Origin of the sequence: Kaistia soli DSM 19436 (assembly GCF_900129325.1) — a bacterium.
GTDB classification, from domain to species: domain Bacteria; phylum Pseudomonadota; class Alphaproteobacteria; order Rhizobiales; family Kaistiaceae; genus Kaistia; species Kaistia soli.
Window position 1 is genome coordinate 862426 of record NZ_FQUP01000001.1, and the last position, 20320, is coordinate 882745.

Genomic DNA, 20320 nt, shown 5'->3' on the forward strand with positions numbered 1-20320 from the left:
CATGACCGAACACATGGTGGTGATCGGTGCCGGCGAAGCCGGCGCGCGCGCGGCGATGGCGCTGCGCGAAAACGGCTTCGCCGGCACGATCACCCTCATCGGCGACGAGCATCACCTGCCCTATGAGCGGCCGCCGCTTTCGAAAGCCGTGCTGACCGGTGCCGAGGAGCCTGCGCCGCCACATATTCTCGACGAGGCACGGCTTGCCGCGCGTGGCGTCAGCCTGCTGCATGGCACGGCCGCAATCGCCATCGACCGCGCAGGGCATCGCGTTGCGCTCGCAGGCAGCGATGCCGTCCCCTATGACAGGCTGCTGATCGCCACGGGCGCCCGCGCGCGCCGCCTCGCCGTCCCCGGCACCGGCCCGGAGACGGTGCACTATCTCCGCAGCTTTCCCGAGGCGCTGGCATTGCGTCGCCGCCTCGTGCCCGGCCACCGGCTGATCGTCATCGGCGGCGGCTTCATCGGGCTCGAACTGGCAGCGGCCGCGCGCGCCCGAGGGGCCGACGCGACCGTCATCGAGATGGCGCCGCGCCTGCTTGGCCGCGCGGTGCCGCAGGAGTTTGCCGCGCTGCTCGCCGCCCGGCATGAGGCCGAAGGCGTGCGCCTCGTGCTCGGTGCGACGATTGACCGGATCGAGACGACCGCTGAAGCCCATAGCGTGGTGCTGGGCAGCGGCGAGATTATTACGGGCGACACGATCGTCGCCGGGATCGGCGCCTTGCCGGAAACCGCGCTTGCCGAGGCGGCGGGGCTTGCGATCGACAATGGCATCGCGGTCGACGCGTCACTCGCCACTGATGATCCCGACATCTTTGCCGCGGGCGACTGCTGCTCGTTTCCGCACCCGCTCTATGACGGTCGTCGTATCCGGCTGGAAGCCTGGCGCAACGCCCAGGATCAGGGCAATGCGGTCGCCAAGGCGATGCTCGGGGGGCGCGAGCCCTATGAGGCCGTGCCGTGGTTCTGGTCGGATCAGTATGACCTGACGCTGCAGATCGCCGGCCTCTCCTATCTGGCAACGGCGACCGTGACGCGCGATCTCGGCGATGGCGCCCGGCTCGACTTTCATCTCGCTGACGATGGCCGCCTCGTTTCCGCCAGCGCGCTTGGCCCAAACGGCAGGATCGCTCGCGATGTGCGGCTCGCCGAAATGCTGATCGCCCGCCGCGCCCGGCCGCCGGCAGCGGATCTCGCCGACCCGGCCACGAAGCTAAAGTCGTTGATGGTCTAACAATCTCCACGCTATGGTCTTGGCGCGATCGACTGATACAAGTGTCGCCAGACCATAGACGCGAGCCGTGCCATGAACGACGCCCCCGCCCCTCTCCGCGCCAAGGATCGCCCGGATCTCTCGCGCTTCGATTGGGCCGATCCGTTCCGTTTCGAGAGCCAGCTCACCGATGAAGAGCGCATGATCCGCGACGCGGCCGCTGCGTTCGCTGCCGATCGGCTCGCGCCGCGCATCGAGGAAGCCTATCTCGACGAGGTCACGGATCCCGACATCTTCCGCGAGATGGGCGAACTCGGCCTTCTCGGCGTTACGGTACCGGAAGCCTATGGCGGCGCCGGCGCGAGCTATGTCGCCTATGGCCTCGTTGCGCGCGAAGTCGAGCGGATCGATTCCGGCTATCGCTCGATGATGAGCGTGCAGTCTTCGCTCGTGATGTATCCGATCTACGCTTATGGCAGCGAGGCGCAGCGCCTGAACTATCTGCCGAGGCTGGCGCGGGGCGAGTTGATCGGCTGCTTCGGCCTGACCGAACCTGATGCCGGCTCGGACCCCGGCGGCATGATCACACGCGCTACGAAGACGGAGGGCGGCTATCGCCTGAACGGCGCCAAGACCTGGATCTCGAACAGCCCGATTGCCGATGTCTTCATCGTCTGGGCGAAGTCCGAGGCGCATGGCGGCGCGATCAGGGGCTTCATCCTTGAAAAGGGCATGAAGGGCCTTTCGGCACCCAAGATCGGCGGCAAGCTGTCGCTGCGTGCCTCGATCACCGGCGAGATCGTCATGGACGATGTCGAGATCGGTGAGGATGCCCTGCTGCCGGGCGTTTCCGGCCTCAAGGGACCGTTCGGCTGCCTCAATCGCGCGCGCTATGGCATCTCCTGGGGTGTGCTCGGCGCCGCCGAGGATTGCTGGCTCCGTGCCCGCAATTACGGCCTCGAGCGCAAGCAGTTCGGCCGGCCGCTCGCACAGACCCAGCTCTTCCAGAAAAAGCTCGCCGACATGCAGACGGAAATTGCGCTCGGCCTGCAGGCTTCGCTCCGCGTCGGCCGCCTGCTGGATGAAGGCGAGGCGGCGCCGGAAATGATCTCGCTGATCAAGCGCAACAACTGCGGCAAGGCGTTGGCGATCGCTCGCGACGCGCGCGACATGCATGGCGGCAACGGCATCCAGATCGAATATCACGTCATGCGCCACGCTCAGAACCTCGAGACGGTCAACACCTATGAGGGAACGCATGACGTGCATGCGCTGATCCTCGGCCGAGCCCAGACCGGGCTGCAGGCGTTCTTCTGAACGCCATGGCGCATCCGCTTTCCGGGCTCCGGGTGATCGAACTCGCCCGCATTCTGGCCGGCCCATGGATTGGCCAGACGCTGGCCGATCTCGGCGCCGATGTGATCAAGGTCGAGAGCCCTGAGGGCGACGACACGCGCCGCTGGGGCCCGCCTTTCATCAGCCATGGCGGCGAGACCACGGCCGCCTATTTTCACGCCTGCAACCGGGGCAAACGCTCGGTGGTGGCAGATTTCTCGACACCGGAAGGCGCGGCGCTGGTGAAGCGGCTGGTTGCATCGGCCGATGTCGTGATCGAGAATTTCAAGCTCGGCGGGCTCGCCAAATATGGCCTCGACTATCAAAGCCTTGCAACACTGAATCCGCGTCTCGTTTATTGCTCGATTACCGGGTTCGGCCAGACAGGTCCCTATGCAGCCCGCGCGGGCTACGATTTCCTGATCCAGGGCATGGGCGGCATCATGGACCTGACAGGCGACCCGGCCGGCGAGCCGCAGAAGATCGGCGTCGCCTTTGCCGATATCTTCACCGGGCTCTATGGCGTCATCGCTATCCAGGCGGCGCTCGCGGCGCGCGAGACGACCGGGCTCGGCCAGCAGATCGACCTCTCGCTGCTCGACAGCATGACCGGCGTGCTCGCCAATCAGGCGATGAATTTTCTCGCCACAGGCATCAGTCCGACCCGGCTCGGCAACGCGCATCCGAATATCGCGCCGTATCAGACCTTCGCGGTCTCAGATGGGCATTTCATTCTGGCGGTTGGCAATGACGGCCAGTTCGCGCGTTTCGCGGCGGTCGTCGGCGCTCCGGAATGGGCAAGCGACGATCGCTTCGTCTCCAACGCCGCGCGCGTTGCCAACCGCGCGGCGCTGACGGCGCTGATTGCCGAGAAGACGGCGACATGGACACGCGACGGGCTGCTTACCGCGCTGGAGTCGGCCGGCGTTCCCGCCGGGCCGATCAACACCGTCGCCGATGTCTTCGCCGATCCGCAGGTCATCGCGCGCGGCATGCAAATCGCGCCTGATGGCGTGCCGGGCGTGCGTACACCGATCGCGATGTCGGCGTCGGAACTGGCGCTGGACCGTCGCGCGCCGAGGCTCGGCGAGCATACGGCCGAGGTGCTGGCAGAGATCGACGCCCGCGCGGAATAGCGCAAGCGCTACGCTTCAGGCAGCAGGTCGAGCCGCCTTGCGGCGCGGGCGCGACGAAAACGCTGGCGCAGCGCATGGCCGCTCTCCCGATCGCGCGGAGCAATCAGCGCACCACGCGGGGCGACGAGTGCGCGCGCAACGGCGAAATCGCCATCGAACCAGCCAATACCGACGCCGGCGATCAGGCCCGCGCCGAGCGCCGAGGCATCGGCGGCCGCCGAATTCACCACCGGCAATCCCGTGACATCGGCAAGGAGCTGCGTCCAGAATGGAATGCGCGAGCCGCCGCCTGTGAAAACGATGCGCTTGCGGGCACCGACCGAAGCCAGAAGATCGATCGAATCCGCGACATCGGCCGTGACGCCCTCGACAATGGCGCGCAGCATGTGACCGCGACCATGTTTCATCGAAAGGCCGAGAAAGGCGCCGCGCGCCTCGGTGTCGAAGGCCGGGCTGCCGGCGCCCGACAGATAGGGCAGGAAGACGAGACCTTCGCTGCCCTCGGGCACGGCGCTGGCTTCCGCCGTCACCGGCCCGAACCATGACGGGTCGGGTTCGGCGAGACCCGTCGCAAGGCTCGCCAGCCAGTTAAGCGCGCCACCGCCACCGAAATGCGAACCGATGGCATAGAGCACGCCTGGATCGAGCGAGACATTGATGTTCATGGCGCCAAGCAGGGCCGGCTCGACGCGCTGCAGTCCCGCGATGACCGTGGCGCTGGTGCCGATGGTCAACGCCACATCGTCGGCAAGGTCGATGCCGGCGGCGAGCAGGGTCGCGGCCATATCCGCGGCGCCGGTAATGACCGGTACGCCTTGGGGCAGACCGAGTGAGGCGGCAGCCTCGGCCGTCAGCTCGCCGGCAAGCGACTGCGAGGGTTGCAGTGGCGCCAGCTTGGATGGATCGATCCCAGCCGCCGTAGGCAGTGCCTGCGACCACGCCCAGTCGACGGGATCGAACAGCATGGCATTGCCCGAATCGGTCGGGTCGCTGGCAATGAGACCCGTCAGGAAGAAGCGGACAAAATCCTTGGGCATCAACACGGCGCGCGTCGCTGCCCAGATATCAGGATGATGCGCGCGCCACCAAAGGAGCTTCGGCAGGATGAGATGGGTGGCCGGCAGGTTGCCCGAGCTTGCGGCCAGAGCGGCGACGACATCGGCGTCTATGGCTTCCGACTCGGCCGCGGAACGGCGGTCGGTGATGGTGTGACAGGGGCCGAGCGGCCGCCCGGCGTCGTCGACGAGCACCGGCGCGCTCATGTGGCCGGAGAGCGAGATCGCCTCGATGCTTCCGCCGAAGCCCCCCAGCGCCGCGCGAGTCGCGCCGATCGCTGCCTTGACCCAGTCGTCCGGGTCCTGCTCCGACCACCCGTCCCGCGGCTGCCGCGTCGGATAGGCGGCGCGGCCCGAGGCGAGCACGCGCGCGTCGCGATCGACGATCACCGCCTTCACCGAGGAGGTGCCGATATCGATGCCGACAACTGCGCGCTTGCTCATCCGGCCTGCTCCGTCTGGCGATGGGTGATAGTCGAGTGCGCGCGCAGCCGGGACAAGAGCGCTATTTGACCGCGCCCTCGGTCAGCCCCGCCACGAACCAGCGGCCGACAAAGGCGAAGAAAACGACGACCGGCAGCACCGACAGCGAAGCGCCAGCGAGCAGGAGCCCCCAGTCGATCTGATATTGACCGATGATGCCCGATAGCCCGACAGGCAGCGTGCGTTTCGCATCCGAAATGATCAGCACCGAAGCGAAGAGATATTCTGTCCAGCTGGCGACGAAGGCGAAGATGGCGATCGCAGCGATGCCCGGACGGAGCAGCGGGATCAGCACGTGCACGACCGTCTTCCAGCGGCCCGCCCCGTCGATCGCCGCCGCTTCCTCGAGCTCGCGCGGCAGCGAGGCGAAGAAGGTGCGCATCATCCAGATCGAGAAGGGCAGCGCGAAGGTCACATTGACCAGCACCAGGGCAAGATCCGTGTCGATGAGGCCGACCTTGGCGAACATCAGATAGATTGGGATCAGGATCACGATCGACGGGAACGCGTAGGCGACCATGATCAGCCGATAAAGCATGTCGCGGCCGCGGAATTCGAGCCGGAAGAACGCATAGCCCGCCATCAGCGCAAGAATGACCGTGACGAAGGCTGACGAGGCCGCGACGAGAACCGAATTCAGGAAATAGGTCGGGAAGGCCGATGTCTGCAGCAGCTTCTGATAGTGCTGCAGCGTGAAGCTGTGCGGAAACCAGGTCGGCACGCGGTTGATGATCTCGCGCGGCAGCTTGAACGACGAGGTGCCGACCAGCCACATCGGCGCCAGCACGAGGAATACGAGCGCGAGCACCGCCAACGCGAGGACCAGCCAGCCGAGAGGACCGCGCTTCATCGTCCCGTCTCCTTCGGCGCGAGGCGGTCGAGCAGGACGAGGGCAAGGCCGATCATCAGCACGCTGGCGACGACCGACATCGCGGCCGCGTCGCCCATCCGATAGGCCTTGAAGGCGGTCTCGTAGATGAGGACCGGCAGCGTCTCGGTTCCCCCGGCCGGGCCGCCAGCGGTCAACAGCCAGATGATGTCGAAGACATTGAAGGAGAGCAGCGTGCCCATGACGGTGAGCACCAGCAAAGTCGGCTGCAGCAGCGGCCAGGTGATGGCGCGAAAACGGGCGACCGCGCCGGCGCCATCGACGGCGGCCGCTTCATAGATGTCGCCCGGAATGCGCTGCAGGCCCGCGAGCAGCATGATCGCGACGAAAGGGAACCAACGCCAGGAATTGATCAGGATGAGGCTCGTCATCGCAGCGGGACCGCTGGCGAAGAAGCCCATGGGGCGATCGATGATGCCGAGCTGGATCAGCAGCGGATTAACCATGCCGCCCGAGGGCGACAGCAGCCAGCGCCAGATGATGACCACGACAACCGTCGGGATGATCCAGGTCAGGATGATCCAGACGCGGGCGACGCGGACGCCCGGGAATTTCTCGTTGAGGACCAGGGCCGCGGTGAGCGCCAGAATGGTCTGGACGACAGCATTGCCGACGACCCAGACGACCGAGATGCCGAGCGCGTGCCAGAATGTTCCGTCTGTGAGAACGCGGGCGTAGTTGTCGAGGCCGGCGAAGGGGCCGTCTGAGCCGATCACGCGGATGTCGCGCAGGCTGATATTGATCGCCGAGATCATCGGCACTATCAGCGTCGCGGCGAGCAGCCCGAGCGGCAAAGCGAGCAGCAGGAAGGCGACGCGCCCGTCACTGCCGCGGCCGGATGAAGTCGGCTTCGAAGCCATCGGTTGATCGGATCCTCGTGCTCGGGCAGCGATCGGCTGCAAAGGTGGCGGCGGGCCTCGCGACCCGCCGCCGTCCGCTTACTTCGTGGCTTCGATCATCTGCGCCTGGCCAGCCTTGACGGCGGCGGCCGGGTCCTCGCCATTGATCACGACCTTCTGCAGCGTCTCAGCCAGGATGTTCTGGGCCGAGATCGGACCGATGGCCGGGAAGACATGGCCGCCCGTGAAGCCGAACAGCATGCCGGCATGCGAATTCGCGATCATCTGCTCGACCTGCGGCTTGTACTTGACGACCAGCGGATCGCTCCAGAACGTCGCCGACTTCGCACCATCGGTGGTGACCGGCAGGAACAGGCCGGGCTCCATGTTCAGGAACTTGCCGTAGTTCTCCGGCTCCAGCAGGAAGGCGATGAACTTCTTGGCCGCGTCACGCTTCGCCGCATCCTTGGCGAGGATGATTGCCGCATTCGAATAGGCGATGGTGGACGAGCTCTTCTCGCCGTCGGCATGGGGCACCGCCGCGACGCCGAGATCGGCCGCATCGCCGCCGCCCTGCTGGTCATAGGTCGAGATGACCGAGAACTGCAGGATCGAAGCGCAGGTCTCCGACGCAAAGCAGGCTTCCGCCTCGCCCCAGGTCCAGTTCGCCGCGTCGGGCGAGGAGAACTTGTAGAGATCCTTGTAGAACGCGTAGGACTCGACGGTCTTGGGATTATCAAAGCGCAGCGTGCCGTCGGCATTGAAGAGTTCGGACGCGCCGTTGTTGACCATGACGGCATAGGTCGTCTGGTCGGTGTAGAGCTGCTTGTTGGCCGGCAGACCGACGCCAACGACGCCGTCCTTGGACAGCTTCTCGGCCGCGGCCTTCCACTCGCTCCACGTCGTCGGCACCGCAATGCCGGCATCGGCGAACATCTTCTTATGATACCAGAAATTGAGGCTCATATTGTAGAGCGGAACGGCCCAGACGCCGCCGTCATAGCTGTAGGGCTCGACGGTGGCGGGAATGAAATGGTGCTGGCCGTCGAGTTCCTTGACGAAGTCAGCCACGCTGTCGAGCTGACCGGCCTTGCGGATCACCGTGGTGAAATCCGGAATGGCGAATAGGATGTCCGGCGCATTGCCCGCCGCCATGGCCGCGGGGACCTTGGCATAAACCTCGCCCCAGCTCTGCGGCTCCTGGCTGACCTTGATATCCGGGTTGGCCGCGTTGAAAGCGTCGATCAGTTCTTGCACGCGCTGGACGCGGTGCGGTGGCTGCTCCATGTGCCAGATCTTGACGTCGGTCACCGCCAGGGCCGGCAGGGCGCCGAAAACGGTCAGCGCGAACGCGCCGGCCAGTGCTTGTCCCTTGAATCGCATGGTTTTTTTCCCTCTGTGCCGCCCTCTTCAGAGGTGCGGATTATGCGCCTTGTAGATCTCCGTCAGCTTCACGTTGTTTTCCGCCGCGCCCGGCATATTGGCGCTGAGATAGACCGGGGCGGGGTGGCCTTTGCGTTCGAGGTCGGCTGCGACCTCGACGAGGAGAGCATTGAGCAAAGCGGCGCCGAGCACGGTCGAGACCGGACCGGCGGTGACGCCTTCGCGAATGGTGGCCACAGCATCGCCGGGCGGCGCTCCGGTATCGAGCACGAAGTCGCCGAGATCGGCGAGCCGTTCGCGACCCTTGGCGGCTGCGGTCGAATAGGCGACCGACGTCACGGCGATGACCTTGGCGCCCCGCGCGCGGCCGAAACGTGCGGCTTCGACAGGCGCTGCGTTGACCCCCGACGTCGAAAACACAATGAGCACATCGGCCGGACCGATCGGGTAGCGGCTCAGGACGATATCGGCGAGGCCGGTCAGCCGCTCCAGCTGAGTACTGGCCAGGGCGCCCTCATGCAGCATCACGGCGGAGGAGAGCACTGGCACGACGCAGGCGAGACCACCGGCGCGGAAATGCCCCTCCTCGGCCATCATATGCGAGTGACCAGTGCCGAAAATGTAGATCAGGCCGCCCTTGGCGACCGCTTCAGCAGCAACCTCCGCGGCCGCGGCGAGGGTCGCGGCTTCGCGACGCGAGGCGATCTGGAGCAGCGAGACGGCTTTTGCGAGATAGTCGGAAGCGGCGTTCATGAAAATCCTCAGGCGTCGGTGCTGCCGGGTGCGAGACGAACGCGCATCGTGAAGCGGTCGCCGCGATAGACGGACTGGACGAATTCGATCGGCCTCCCTTCGGCCGTAAGGCTGAGCCGGGTCAGGCGGAGCACGGGAGCGCCGGCCTCAACCTGAAGGATTGCCGCGTCCGATTCCGTCGCGGCGCTCGCCTCGAAACTCTGTTCGGCCTCGACGGGCAGGATGCCGTAGCGCCGCCGCAAGGTGGCGTAGAGCGAGTCGGCTGCGAAATCGGCGGCGTTCATCAGGCCGGGCGCCAGGTTCTCGGGAATATGAGCCGCCTCAAGGGCGACAGGGACGGCATCGGCCTGGCGGAGGCGGAGGAGGCAAAACACCTCGTCCCCTTCACTGATGGATAGCCGCGCCGCGACCTCCGCGCTCGCGGCGACCGTGCGCGCAGCCAAGACGATGCTGGACGGACGCCGTCCGGACCGGCGCATGTCCTCGGAAAAGCTGGTGAGCGTCTGCAGGCGCTGATCGATGCGGCTGGCCGAGACGAAATAGCCCTTGGCCTCGATGCTGGAGATCAGCCCCTGATCGACAAGCGCCTTCAGCGCCCCGCGCGCCGTCATGCGGCTGACGCCGAATTCGGCGCTGAGCTCACGCTCCGACGGCATGCGCCCGCCGATTTCGAGCGCCCCAGATCGGATGGCGCCGACAAGCTTGTCGGCTATGCGGCGGTATTGAGGAACAGACGACGACACGAGGAATTCCTGGACTGGTATAGACCGCTTGCCTTGGTATAGACCAGTCTCATTCTGGTCTGCAAGTCCTCACGGCGTGCCGGGCCGTCTTTTGCCGATCGCGCGGAACGGACGTCCGGCTTTCCCGTTGGAGGGGCGTGGATCATTCGGGGGCCGATACGCTCAAACATGAGACGGAGGCCGAAATGGGCTTGTTTTCCAAGGACATCAAGACGCTGAACGATCTGTTCGTGCACCAGCTTCAGGACATCTACTACGCCGAGAACCAGATCCTGAAGGCGCTGCCGAAGATGATCGATAAGGCGACCTCGACCGAATTGAAGGCGGGGTTCGAAGCGCACCTCACCGAGACCGAAGGCCATGTACAGCGGCTGGAGCAGGTGTTCCGCCAGCATGGCGCCGAGATCAAGGGCGTCGACTGCCCAGCGATCGACGGCATCATCAAGGAAGCTAATGAGGTCGCCGGCGAAGTCGATGACAAGGAAGTGCTGGACGCGGCTCTCATCGCTTCGGCGCAAGCTGTCGAGCACTATGAAATGACGAAGTACGGCACGCTCGTCGCGTGGGCGCGTCAGCTCGGCCGAGAGGACTGTGCCGCTCTCCTTCGCCAGAATCTCGACGAGGAAAAGGCGGCCGACAAGAAGCTGACGGCCATCGCCGAGAGCAAGGTCAACCTGCGCGCGGCCAGCTGACCGCGGCAGTTTCTCAAGCAGGTTCGTTATGCCTCGTGGTGATAAGTCGAAATATACCGACAAGCAGGAGCGCAAGGCCGATCATATAGCCGAGGGCTATGAGGAGCGTGGCTTATCGGAAAAGGAGGCCGAACGCCGGGCTTGGGCGACCGTCAACAAGGATGACGGTGGCGGCAAGAACCCGGGCGGGTCCGGCCGCGGCAAAGCAACGAGCCATCCAGCCTCGCATGCTGGTGGCGATAAGGGCGGAGCAGCTTCTGCTTCAAGGTCCGCCGCCGACCGGTCTGCCTCCGCCAAGAAGGCAGCAGCGACGCGCAAGCGAAACGCCGAGCACCGGGCCGGTCACTAGGGATGGAGGGCGTCGCCGGGCAAGGCGACGCCCACTACGCTAGACCGTCGCGTCCTGGCGACAACCGCGATGGTTGCGGCTTGCTCGAACAATGCCAGCAGCGAGCCGAAAAAGAGCGACATTTCAGTCCGCAGAACCTCTGTCGGTACGCCGCCAGCCGACCCATTCTCATTCAGTAGAAGACCCGCATCTTCCGCCTCGCGGAGGACGGCGCGCGCATGCGCGCGCGACACCCCGAACCGTCGGGCAAGGCTTGCGATCGGCGGAGCCTCGCCACCTTGCCGCGTCGTCCCGACGACGACGAGCAGCATGACCAAGCCTGCATCCCGTTCGGCAAGAGCGGCAAGACGTGGCGAACTCTGAAGCGGCCGGAAACCGGCGCGGAAGGCTCGCCCCATTGTCACAGCGATGGAAGCGCGAAAGGCGTGGTCATCGAGCGACGCCAGTGCTTCGCCACCGACAGGCCGCAGCACAGACAACGCCTGCAGCACTGATTGCCAACGATCGAGCACCGTCGCCCAAAGCTTTTCGGTCGGCACGAGCGGCCGTTGGCGCCGATCGTCCGAAATCGGCCCGTCCTCCAGATAGCCCTGCCAACGCAGCAGCGCGATCATGGCTTTCGCTCGCCCGGCGCTTGCATAACCACCGATGCCGGCAAATTCGATCAGCCGCGCTGCGGTCAGCCGAAGACCGGATGTATCAGGCTCGGCATCGAGATACAGCGCACCGACCGCGAAGAGAATGCGGCCACGATCATTCATCAGGCGATTGAGCAGCGGCTTGCCATCGAAATGCCGTATGATGCCATCCGCCGCGATCGCCATAGCAAGGTCGAACGCGGGATGCGCTCGCAGCGCCACGACGGCCGCCGGTGACGGCTCGGCGAAGTTCGGCAACGCGGCTACAGGCGTCTCTGCTCTCATGATGCTGCTCATTCGCCGGCTCTCTCGGTCGGCAGTCTCGAATTGCAGCCAAAAAGTGACATTGGGAAGCTCCGGCGCTCCAGCAACAAGTCTCGTAGGTCAATCTTGGAGGAAGTCATGAACCGATTCGTTCGACGCTGCGCATTCGCATTCCTAACAGTGATCGTTGCCATGGCGCCTGCAGTGGTGCCGCAGCAAGCGTCAGCCGTGGTCTATTGCAAGTCAGTCGGCGTGCCGAAAGGCTGCGTTGCAGCGCCTTCGGCGGCTGCCGTGCGCTGCACGCGGCCCGGCTATCCCGCCGGCTGCTTTGCTGGCGCCGGCGCGCCCGGCGTCGGTGTGACGCGCGGTGTCGGTGTCGGAGCACCTGGCGTCGGCGTGCAGCCGATGAACCGTGGCGGCCCGGTCAATCGGGTCGGCGTTCGCTGAAATCTCGGAAGAGGGTAAACCAATGATGAAGACTTTCATGGCGGCCGGGCTGTTCATCGCTTTTGGCACCGGAACTGCATTAGCCGACCAGGCGTCGGCCGATGCCTGCGCGGGCTCGCTGAATACCGAGGCGAAGGCGATCTATGCCGCCGCCATCGGCAGCGTCGGCAGCACTGATCTCAAATCCTTGCTGACCGAAAAGACCAAGGGCCTCGTGATGGCTGGCACAGTATCGCGCAGCACCGCGAAGGAATCGGCCATGGCAGCCGCGAACTGCCTCGAAATGGCGCAATAGTTGCTGAAACGCGCCGGTCGCAGCGGCGGTGTTTCCCGCCGCCGCCCCTTTCCGGAAAAGCGATCCTGATGCGAGGGTCGCCGCGCAAGCGGCGGCCTAGCTCCGTTCGTCCCCATATGCTGGAATGGCTTAATCAGTTTCCGATAGCCATTTCACGACTAACGCCGCGTTGCGCAGGGCCCTCGCATCAAAGGGCACGCGGCGCGGTCCGGGGAGAATTGCGATGTCCCTCGCCGAAGCCATTGACGGTCCCGATCGCCTCGACGGCGAGCGGTTCAAGCACGCCATGCGCCATCTTGCGGGCGCTGTCAGCGTCATCACGGCGGGGACTGGCCCAGAGCGAACCGGCTTCACGGCGACGTCGGTGTCATCGCTCTCGGCTGACAGCCCATCGATCATCGTCTCGCTTAACCGGGCGTCCTCGTCCTGGCCGGTGCTGCGGCGGGCGGGGCGTTTCGCTGTCAACATCCTCGCCGAAGACCAGCAGCCGATCGCCGAGGCATTTGCCGGGCGCGGCGGGCTCAAGGGCGCCGACCGCTATCGCGACGCCCAGTGGTTTAGCTTCGCAAGCGGCAGCCTTGGCCTTTCAGGCGCGCTTGTCTCGATCGACTGCGTATTGGAAGAAGCGATCGAACGTCACTCCCATGCCATCCTGATCGGTGCGGTGCACGAGGTCGTGCTGACCGCCGAAGCGCAGCCGCTGCTCTATTGGCACGGCGCCTATCGCCGGATTTCCAACCTGACGGGCGAGGATTGACGCCCTAAGGCGTTCAGGGCGCCGGGGCGGCGATGCGGATAGCGATGTGACGCGTGATGCTGCCCGATGGCGGCACCACGACCATGCCCGGCATGTCGGCCATCTCGCCGTCAAAACCGGCCGGTGCGGCGTGACCCTGCCAAGGCTCGAGGCAAAGGAAGGGCGCGCCCGGCTTGGTCCAGATGCCGAGATAGGGAAGATCGGGGAAATCGACACGGATGCCATCGGAGCCCGGCGCGCCAAACCAGAGCGACCGGCTCGTGAGATTATCGAAGATGATCGCATCCTCGAGGAAAAGTGACGCGTCCAGCGGCAGGATCTTGCCTTCCACAGGCGTCGGATAGCCGGCGGCATCAACGCCGCCGCCGGTCAGGCGGCGGATATCGGCGCGCTCCTCGCGCTCGAACATGACGACATGCCCGGTCTGCGGCGCGCTGGCGCCGGGCAGCGGCCACTGGAAGCCCGGATGGAAGCCGATCGACGCCGGCATCGGGGCGGCCCCCTGATTGCGGGCGGTCACGGTCTGGTAAAGCGTCGTCCCGGCGATTTCGAACCGGATATCCAATTCGAAATCGAAGGGATAATGGCGCCGCGTCTCGACATCGGCGATCAGGCGAAAGCCGGCCCTCTCGGGGCCCGATGACAGAACCTCAAAATCACGATCGCGCGCAAAGCCGTGCTGACCGATCGGAAAATCGCTACCGCCAATGCGGATCTGGTCATTGGCCGCGCGACCGACGATCGGAAACAGGATCGGCGCGTGACGCCCCCAGAACGTCGGATCCGCTTGCCAGAGCCATTCGCGTCGCTCGGCATCGGTCAATGACTGCAGTTCCGCGCCCTTGCGCGCCACGACGACTGTGATCGCGCCGTTCGAGAGTTTGACCGTATCCATATTCCTGACCCCATCCTGCACCGCATCGACCGCGTCGCAATGCATCACGCCGGTTCGTCAACCGCAAGACGGGCAACGGCCGCAGCTGCGATCGGCGACAATCCAGCACCCCCGCTTTTGGCATGGTCAAGGATGGCGCGGCGCATGCGCGGATCCCAGAACTGCCGCAGGTGGGTCGCGACGGCGTCCGGGGCCGCGGCGTCGCCTTGCGCGGCAAAGAACAGTGCAATCTGGTTGGCCATCCGGACCAGCTTGTCAGGCGACATGGCGGATGGCTCCGTCAGCGAAAAGTCGGCGGGGATGAGTAAAGACTTCGAAGCCGTCGGCCCGGGCCACGGCAACCAGCGTGATCCCGGCGGCATCGGCGGTGCGAATGGCGAGGTCGGACGGTGCCGAGACGGCGACGATGAGCGGCGCGCCGATCACGGCAGTCTTCTGAACCATCTCGACAGAGACGCGGCTCGTGAGAAGGACCGCGCCCTGATCGGCCTCGCCACGCCAGCGCGACAGCGCGCCGGCCAGCTTGTCGAGCGCATTGTGACGGCCGATATCCTCGCGGACCGGCCCCACGCCGCAGCCCGGCCGCCAGAAGGCGGCCGCATGCATCGCATGGGTCGCCTCGTTGAGGGTCTGCATCGGACCAAGCGCCGCCATCGCAGCCAGAATGTCCGCCGGCGAGAAGGTTGCCTCCGCCTCGACCTGCGGCAGGATACGCGTCGCTGCTTCGAGGCTCTCGATCCCGCAGAGGCCGCAACCAACCGGCCCCGCCATCGAACGTCGGCGCGCCGCCAGCCGCGCCTCGCGGGGAATAGCGAGCCGAAGCCGCATCTCGATGCCGAGATCACTGTCGATCCGCTCGATCGCCTCGATCTCGTCGGCCGTATCGACAATACCCTCCGTCAACGAAAAGCCGATCGCGAGGTCATCGAGATCGTTCGGGCTCGCCATCAGCACCGCATGGGTCGAGCCGCCATAGGTGATCGCGACCGCGATCTCCGCGGGCACGGTGCGCCCCGCCGGCAGCGCGACGCCGCGGCGAAAGGCCAACGTCTCGACTGTCTCGCAGGCGAGATCGATCCCAGCCATGCCCTTACTCCGCAGCGTCGAGCCGGCCGAGGATACGGCGGCTCTCATGCGTATGCTCCAGATAGTCCTCCTGCCACGCGCTTGGCCCGTTCGACGGCGAGACCTGCACGGCCGTGACCTTGTATTCCGGGCAGTTGGTGGCCCAGTCGGAATAGTCGGTCGTGATGACATTCGCCTGGGTGAGCGGATGATGGAAGGTGGTGTAGACCACGCCCGGTGCGACACGGTCGGTGATCGTCGCGCGCAAGGTCGTCTCGCCGGCACGACTTGCGACCCGGACGAAATCGCCGTCCTTGAGGCCCCGATTTTCCGCGTCATGGGGATGGATTTCGAGCAGGTCCTCGGCATGCCAGACGACATTCGCGGTGCGCCGCGTCTGCGCGCCGACATTGTACTGGGAGAGGATTCGCCCGGTGGTGAGCAGCAGCGGGAAGCGTGCGCCGGTGCGCTCATCCGTAGGCACATATTCGGTGATCATGAACTGACCGAGGCCGCGCGAGAACCCGCCGATATGCATCACCGGCGTGCCCTCCGGCGCCTTCTCGTTGCAAGGCCACTGCACCGATCCGAGCCGTTCGAGCACCTCGTAGGAGACGCCTGCAAAGCTCGGCGTCGTCAGCGCGATCTCGTCCATGATCTCGGAAGGATGGGCGTAGTGCCAGCCGAGGCCCATGGCATTGGCGAGGTTCTGCGTGACCTCCCAGTCGGCATAGCCATGCGCATCGCCTCCGCCATTTTTGGGGCTCATCACCTTGCGCACGCGGTTGATGCGCCGCTCGGCATTGGTGAAGGTGCCGTCCTTCTCGAGGAAGGTGGAGCCCGGAAGGAAGACATGGGCGTAGTTCGCGGTCTCGTTCAGGAAGAGATCGTGCACGACGACGCATTCCATCGCCGAAAGACCTGACGTGACGTGATGCGTGTCTGGATCGGACTGCACGATATCCTCGCCCTGCACATAAAGGCCGAGAAACGAGCCATCGAGCGCGGCGTCGAACATGTTCGGGATGCGAAGGCCCGGCTCGTTGTCGAGCGGCCGGCCCCAGAGCTTTTCGAAGATTGCCCGCGTCGCGTCGTCCGAAATATGCCGATAGCCCGGCAGTTCATGCGGGAACGAGCCCATGTCGCAGGAACCCTGGACATTGTTCTGCCCGCGCAAAGGATTCACGCCGACGCCGGGCCGGCCAAGATTGCCGGTCGCCATCGCCAGATTGGCGATCGCCATCACCGTGGTTGAGCCCTGGCTGTGCTCGGTGACGCCGAGGCCGTAATAGATCGCGCCATTGCCGCCGGTCGCATAGAGACGCGCGGCGGCGCGGATTTCCGCTGCCGGCACGCCGCAAACCCGCTCGACCGCCTCGGGGCTGTTACGTTCTTCGGCGATGAAGCTTGCCCAATGCTCAAAGGCATCGCGGTCGCAGCGCTCCGTGACGAAGCGCTCGTCGACGAGGCCTTCGGTCACGATGACATGAGCCATCGCGTCAAGCACGGCGACATTGGTGCCGGGCTTCAGCGCCAGATGATGCGACGCCGCGACATGAGGCGACCGGACGAGGTCGATGCGACGCGGATCGATGACGATGAGCTTCGCGCCCTCGCGCAGTCGCTTCTTCAGCCGCGAGGCGAAGACCGGATGACCGTCCGTCGGGTTGGCGCCGATGACGAGCACGACATCGGAATGCTCGACGCTGTCGAAATCCTGCGTGCCGGCCGACGTGCCGAACGCCGTCTTGAGGCCATAGCCGGTCGGCGAATGGCAGACGCGGGCGCAGGTATCGACATTGTTATTGCCGAAGCCCGCGCGGACCAGCTTCTGGACGAGATAGGTTTCCTCATTCGTGCAGCGCGACGAGGTGATGCCGCCGATCGAATCCTTGCCATGCGCCGCCTGGATCGCGCGGAACTTGGTCGCGACGGTCGAGAGCGCCTCGTCCCAGGAAACCTCGCGCCAGGGGTCGGTGATCTTCTCGCGCACCATGGGCTGCAGGATGCGATCCCGATGATTGGCATAGCCCCAGGCGAAGCGGCCCTTGACGCAGGAATGGCCGTGATTGGCCTTGCCATCCTTCCACGGCTCCATGCGCACGAGGTCCTCGCCGCGCATTTCGGCCTTGAACGAGCAGCCGACGCCGCAATAGGCGCAGGTCGTGACGACCGAATGCTCTGGCGTGCCCTTCTCGACGACACTCTTCTCGATCAAAGTCGCGGTCGGGCAGGCTGAAACGCAGGCGCCGCAGGAGACGCATTCGGAGCCCAGGAAGCTCTCATGCTGGCCAGGCGAAACACGGCTGTCGAAACCCCGGCCCTCGATCGTCAGCGCGAACGTGCCCTGCACCTCCTCGCAGGCCCGCACGCAGCGCGAGCAGACGATGCATTTCGCCGGGTCATAGTCGAAATAGGGGTTCGACTGGTCCTTGGCCTGGAACAGCGGATTGCCGCTCTTGGCGACGTGATTGGCGCCAGGTTCGTAGCGCACATCCCGCAGACCGACCGCGCCGGCCTGGTCCTGCAATTCGCAATCGCCGTTCGCTGCGCAGGTGAGGCAATCGAGCGGATGATCGGAGATGTAGAGCTCCATCACGCCGCGGCGGAGCTTCCGTAGCCGGTCCGTCTCGGTGCGCACGACCATGCCTTCCGCGACCAGCGTGGTGCAGGAGGCGGGCGTGCCGCGCATGCCTTCGACCTCGATGAGGCAGAGGCGGCAGGAACCGAACGCCTCGACGCGGTCGGTGGCACAGAGTTTGGGGATCGACGTACCCATCTCGGCGGCGGCGCGCATCACCGAGGTGCCAAACGGCGCCGTCACCTTCTGGCCATCGATCGTCAGGCTGACCATCGTCGCCGATGTCGAAGCCGGCGTGCCGAAGTCGATCTCGTGGATCATGCCCATGTCGCGATTTCCTTTTCGGCAGTAGCCGCCGGCGCGAGGCCGAAGTCGCCCGGATAATGGCGCAGCGCGCTCATCACGGGATAGGGCGTGAAGCCGCCGAGGGCGCAAAGCGAACCGAACTTCATGATATCGCAGAGATCCTCGAGCAGGGCAGCGTTTTTCACAACCTCGCGGCCGGCGATCATGGCATCGAGCAGTTCCACGCCGCGCGTCGAGCCGATGCGGCAGGGCGTACACTTGCCACAACTCTCATGGGCGCAGAATTCCATGGCGAAACGCGCCATGCCGGCCATTTCGACCGTGTCGTCGAAGACAACGACACCGCCATGGCCGATGAGACCATCGCGCGCGGCGAAAGACTCGTAATCGAACGGGGTATCGAACAGGGCCGGCGGGAAATAGGCGCCGAGCGGTCCGCCAACTTGGACGGCGCGGATCGGGCGGCCGGTCAGCGTGCCACCGCCGACGGTTTTTACGAGTTCGCCGAGAGTCACGCCAAACGCCGCCTCGAACAGCCCACTATAGCGGATATTGCCGGCGAGCTGGATCGGCATCGTGCCACGCGACCGCCCGAAGCCGACCGCCGCATAAGCCTCGGGACCTTCCGAAAGGACGAAAGGCACGGACGCGAGCGTCACGAGATTATTGACAGCCGTCGGCGCGCCGAACAGGCCCTTGTGAGCGGGAAGCGGCGGCTTCGCGCGCACCTCGCCGCGCTCGCCCTCGATCGATTCGAGCAGCGCGGTCTCCTCGCCGCAGACATAGGCGCCGGCGCCGACGCGCACTTCGATGTCGAAGGCACGGCCCGTTCCGGCGCAGTCAGGCCCAAGCCAGCCGGCCGCTCCCGCGGTCGCGATCGCCGCCTTCATCCGCGCGATCGCATGCGGATATTCCGAGCGGATGTAGAGATAGCCGCGCGTCGCGCCGACGGCGAGGCCGGCGATGGCCATGCCCTCGATGACGGAGAAAGGATCGCCTTCCATCAGCATGCGGTCGGCAAAAGTCCCGCTGTCGCCCTCGTCGGCATTGGCGACCACGAACTTCCGCGCGCCAGCCGCCTCCAGTACGGTCTTCCACTTGATGCCGGTCGGGAATCCAGCGCCACCACGCCCACGAAGGCCGGAGGCGGCTACCATCGCGACGATCTCGGCTGGCGGGAGAGCCGCGGCGCGCATCAGGCCGACGCCGCCGCCATGAGCGCGGTAGTCGGCGAGCGAGGCCGGATCGATGATGCCGCAGCGGGCAAAGGTGAAACGCGTCTGCGCCTTCAGGAACGGAATCTCGTCAGTGCGGCCAAGGAACAGTCTCTCGCCACGCCCTTCGAAGAGGCCCGCCGCGATGAGGGACGGAACGTCCTCCACCGAGACCGGCCCAAATGCGACGCGGCCGGTCGGCAATTCGACCTCGACCAGAGGCTCCAGCCAGTAGAGGCCGCGCGAGCCGTTACGGACGATATCGACGGAAACGCCGGCCGTAGCCGCTGCTTTGGCGATCGCCGCTGCAACGTCATCGGCACCGACGGCCAGCGCCCCGGCATCACCGGGCACAAAGATGCGGAGCGCACTCATGGCTGCAGCCCGGCAGCAAGATGCGCGGCCTTCGTGCCGTCGAGCCTGCCCGACAGCTTGCCGTCGACCATGGCGTTTGGCGCCGTGGCGCAGAGGCCGAGGCAATAGACCGGCTCCAGGGTCACAGCGCCATCCGGCGAGGTTTCGCCGAGGCGAATGCCGAGCGCCTGTTCGAAGCCTTGCGCCACCTGGTCCGAGCCCATCGACTTGCACGCTTCGGCGCGGCAGACGCGGACGAGATGGCGGCCGGCCGGCTTGTCGCGAAAATCGTGATAGAAGGTCACGATGCCGTGGATTTCGGCGCGCGATCGATTGAGCGCCGCCGCGATCATGGGCACGGATTCGGCCGGTACATAGCCTAACGCTTCCTGCACGGCATGCAAAATCGGCAGCGCGGCGCCCTCGACCCCGCGGAAACGCTCGACGATCGCCGCGACGCGGCCGGCTTGATCCTGCATCCTCCCACCAATCCTTTTTGTTCTTTCAATTCGCTCCAGAGTTGCCTCTTCCGGCCTCCGGATCAAGCGCCTGAGAACGTGATGATGCGCCGAAGCCTTTGCTGTCGCCCTCCGGCGCCATCCGTGATGATATGGCGCCCTTTTCGAGGGATGCG

Annotated in this window: 21 protein-coding genes; 8 read left to right on the plus strand and 13 right to left on the minus strand. The window is 65.5% G+C overall.

Annotated elements, in window-relative coordinates; all coding sequences use genetic code 11:
* Position 1: 1 nt before the first annotated feature.
* The 3 genes from BUB39_RS04255 to BUB39_RS04265 all read left to right on the plus strand — a co-directional run bounded on the left by BUB39_RS04255 (position 2) and on the right by BUB39_RS04265 (position 3684).
* On the plus strand, positions 2-1234 hold the full coding sequence (locus BUB39_RS04255; protein ID WP_073051745.1) for an NAD(P)/FAD-dependent oxidoreductase: 1233 nt from the start codon (positions 2-4) through the stop codon (positions 1232-1234).
* Positions 1235-1306: 72 nt separating this feature from the next.
* Positions 1307-2530 (plus strand): acyl-CoA dehydrogenase, encoded by a 1224-nt coding sequence (locus BUB39_RS04260; RefSeq protein WP_073051746.1) that lies wholly within the window; start codon positions 1307-1309, stop codon positions 2528-2530.
* 5 nt (positions 2531-2535) lie between these two features.
* Complete coding sequence (locus tag BUB39_RS04265) at positions 2536-3684, plus strand: CaiB/BaiF CoA transferase family protein (protein ID WP_073051747.1); 1149 nt, start codon at positions 2536-2538, stop codon at positions 3682-3684.
* 8 nt (positions 3685-3692) lie between these two features.
* On the opposite strand, the gene BUB39_RS04270 is transcribed toward BUB39_RS04265, so the two are convergent.
* From BUB39_RS04270 to BUB39_RS04295, 6 genes are all read right to left on the minus strand, one after another.
* Positions 3693-5183, minus strand: a complete 1491-nt coding sequence (locus BUB39_RS04270) for a xylulokinase (RefSeq protein ID WP_073051748.1) — start codon at positions 5181-5183, stop codon at positions 3693-3695.
* A 61-nt stretch (positions 5184-5244) separates the two neighbouring features.
* Complete coding sequence (locus BUB39_RS04275; RefSeq protein WP_073051749.1) at positions 5245-6072, minus strand: carbohydrate ABC transporter permease; 828 nt, start codon at positions 6070-6072, stop codon at positions 5245-5247.
* The gene (locus BUB39_RS04280; RefSeq protein ID WP_073051750.1) at positions 6069-6971 is read right to left on the minus strand and encodes a carbohydrate ABC transporter permease; all 903 of its coding nucleotides are present in this window, start codon (positions 6969-6971) and stop codon (positions 6069-6071) included. Before BUB39_RS04280 ends, BUB39_RS04275 begins: the two co-directional genes overlap by 4 nt.
* Positions 6972-7049: 78 nt before the next feature.
* Complete coding sequence (locus BUB39_RS04285; protein ID WP_073051751.1) at positions 7050-8333, minus strand: ABC transporter substrate-binding protein; 1284 nt, start codon at positions 8331-8333, stop codon at positions 7050-7052.
* Positions 8334-8360: 27 nt separating this feature from the next.
* Entirely contained in the window at positions 8361-9086 is a 726-nt protein-coding gene (locus BUB39_RS04290; protein WP_073051752.1) for a sugar isomerase domain-containing protein, read from the minus strand.
* Positions 9087-9094: 8 nt separating this feature from the next.
* Positions 9095-9829 carry a GntR family transcriptional regulator gene (locus BUB39_RS04295; protein ID WP_084526876.1) on the minus strand — a complete coding sequence of 245 codons (735 nt, stop codon included), beginning with the start codon at positions 9827-9829 and terminating at the stop codon, positions 9095-9097.
* Between the two features lie 185 nt (positions 9830-10014).
* Here BUB39_RS04295 and BUB39_RS04300 point away from each other — a divergent pair, with 185 nt between their 5' ends.
* Complete coding sequence (locus BUB39_RS04300; protein WP_073052753.1) at positions 10015-10521, plus strand: YciE/YciF ferroxidase family protein; 507 nt, start codon at positions 10015-10017, stop codon at positions 10519-10521.
* A 28-nt stretch (positions 10522-10549) separates the two neighbouring features.
* Entirely contained in the window at positions 10550-10870 is a 321-nt protein-coding gene (locus BUB39_RS04305) for a plasmid stabilization protein (protein WP_073051754.1), read from the plus strand.
* Here the strand turns inward: BUB39_RS04305 and BUB39_RS04310 are convergent.
* Positions 10867-11793, minus strand: a complete 927-nt coding sequence (locus BUB39_RS04310) for a hypothetical protein (RefSeq protein WP_175561731.1) — start codon at positions 11791-11793, stop codon at positions 10867-10869. The two genes, BUB39_RS04305 and BUB39_RS04310, sit on opposite strands and share 4 nt — an antisense overlap.
* 117 nt (positions 11794-11910) lie before the next feature.
* Here BUB39_RS04310 and BUB39_RS04315 point away from each other — a divergent pair, with 117 nt between their 5' ends.
* The 3 genes from BUB39_RS04315 to BUB39_RS04325 all read left to right on the plus strand — a co-directional run bounded on the left by BUB39_RS04315 (position 11911) and on the right by BUB39_RS04325 (position 13271).
* On the plus strand, positions 11911-12219 hold the full coding sequence (locus tag BUB39_RS04315) for a hypothetical protein (RefSeq protein WP_073051756.1): 309 nt from the start codon (positions 11911-11913) through the stop codon (positions 12217-12219).
* A 37-nt stretch (positions 12220-12256) separates the two neighbouring features.
* Positions 12257-12514 (plus strand): hypothetical protein, encoded by a 258-nt coding sequence (locus BUB39_RS04320; protein WP_139251335.1) that lies wholly within the window; start codon positions 12257-12259, stop codon positions 12512-12514.
* A 223-nt stretch (positions 12515-12737) separates the two neighbouring features.
* Entirely contained in the window at positions 12738-13271 is a 534-nt protein-coding gene (locus BUB39_RS04325; protein WP_073051758.1) for a flavin reductase family protein, read from the plus strand.
* 13 nt (positions 13272-13284) lie between these two features.
* On the opposite strand, the gene BUB39_RS04330 is transcribed toward BUB39_RS04325, so the two are convergent.
* From BUB39_RS04330 to BUB39_RS04355, 6 genes are read right to left on the minus strand one after another with little or no spacing between them, the layout of a single operon-like run.
* Positions 13285-14166, minus strand: coding sequence for an aldose 1-epimerase family protein (locus BUB39_RS04330; protein WP_073052754.1), 882 nt, complete (start codon positions 14164-14166; stop codon positions 13285-13287).
* Positions 14167-14210: 44 nt separating this feature from the next.
* Positions 14211-14432: a formate dehydrogenase subunit delta gene (locus tag BUB39_RS04335; protein WP_073051759.1), complete on the minus strand. Its 222-nt coding sequence runs from the start codon at positions 14430-14432 to the stop codon at positions 14211-14213.
* Positions 14422-15252, minus strand: a complete 831-nt coding sequence (gene fdhD, locus BUB39_RS04340; RefSeq protein WP_084526877.1) for a formate dehydrogenase accessory sulfurtransferase FdhD — start codon at positions 15250-15252, stop codon at positions 14422-14424. The genes BUB39_RS04335 and fdhD overlap by 11 nt, the downstream gene beginning before the upstream one ends.
* Before the next feature lie 4 nt (positions 15253-15256).
* Positions 15257-18139, minus strand: coding sequence for a formate dehydrogenase subunit alpha (fdhF, locus tag BUB39_RS04345; protein ID WP_073051760.1), 2883 nt, complete (start codon positions 18137-18139; stop codon positions 15257-15259).
* Positions 18130-19707, minus strand: coding sequence for an NADH-ubiquinone oxidoreductase-F iron-sulfur binding region domain-containing protein (locus BUB39_RS04350; protein WP_073051761.1), 1578 nt, complete (start codon positions 19705-19707; stop codon positions 18130-18132). The genes fdhF and BUB39_RS04350 overlap by 10 nt, the downstream gene beginning before the upstream one ends.
* Positions 19704-20165, minus strand: coding sequence for a formate dehydrogenase subunit gamma (locus BUB39_RS04355; RefSeq protein ID WP_073051762.1), 462 nt, complete (start codon positions 20163-20165; stop codon positions 19704-19706). The genes BUB39_RS04350 and BUB39_RS04355 overlap by 4 nt, the downstream gene beginning before the upstream one ends.
* Positions 20166-20320 lie beyond the last annotated feature (155 nt).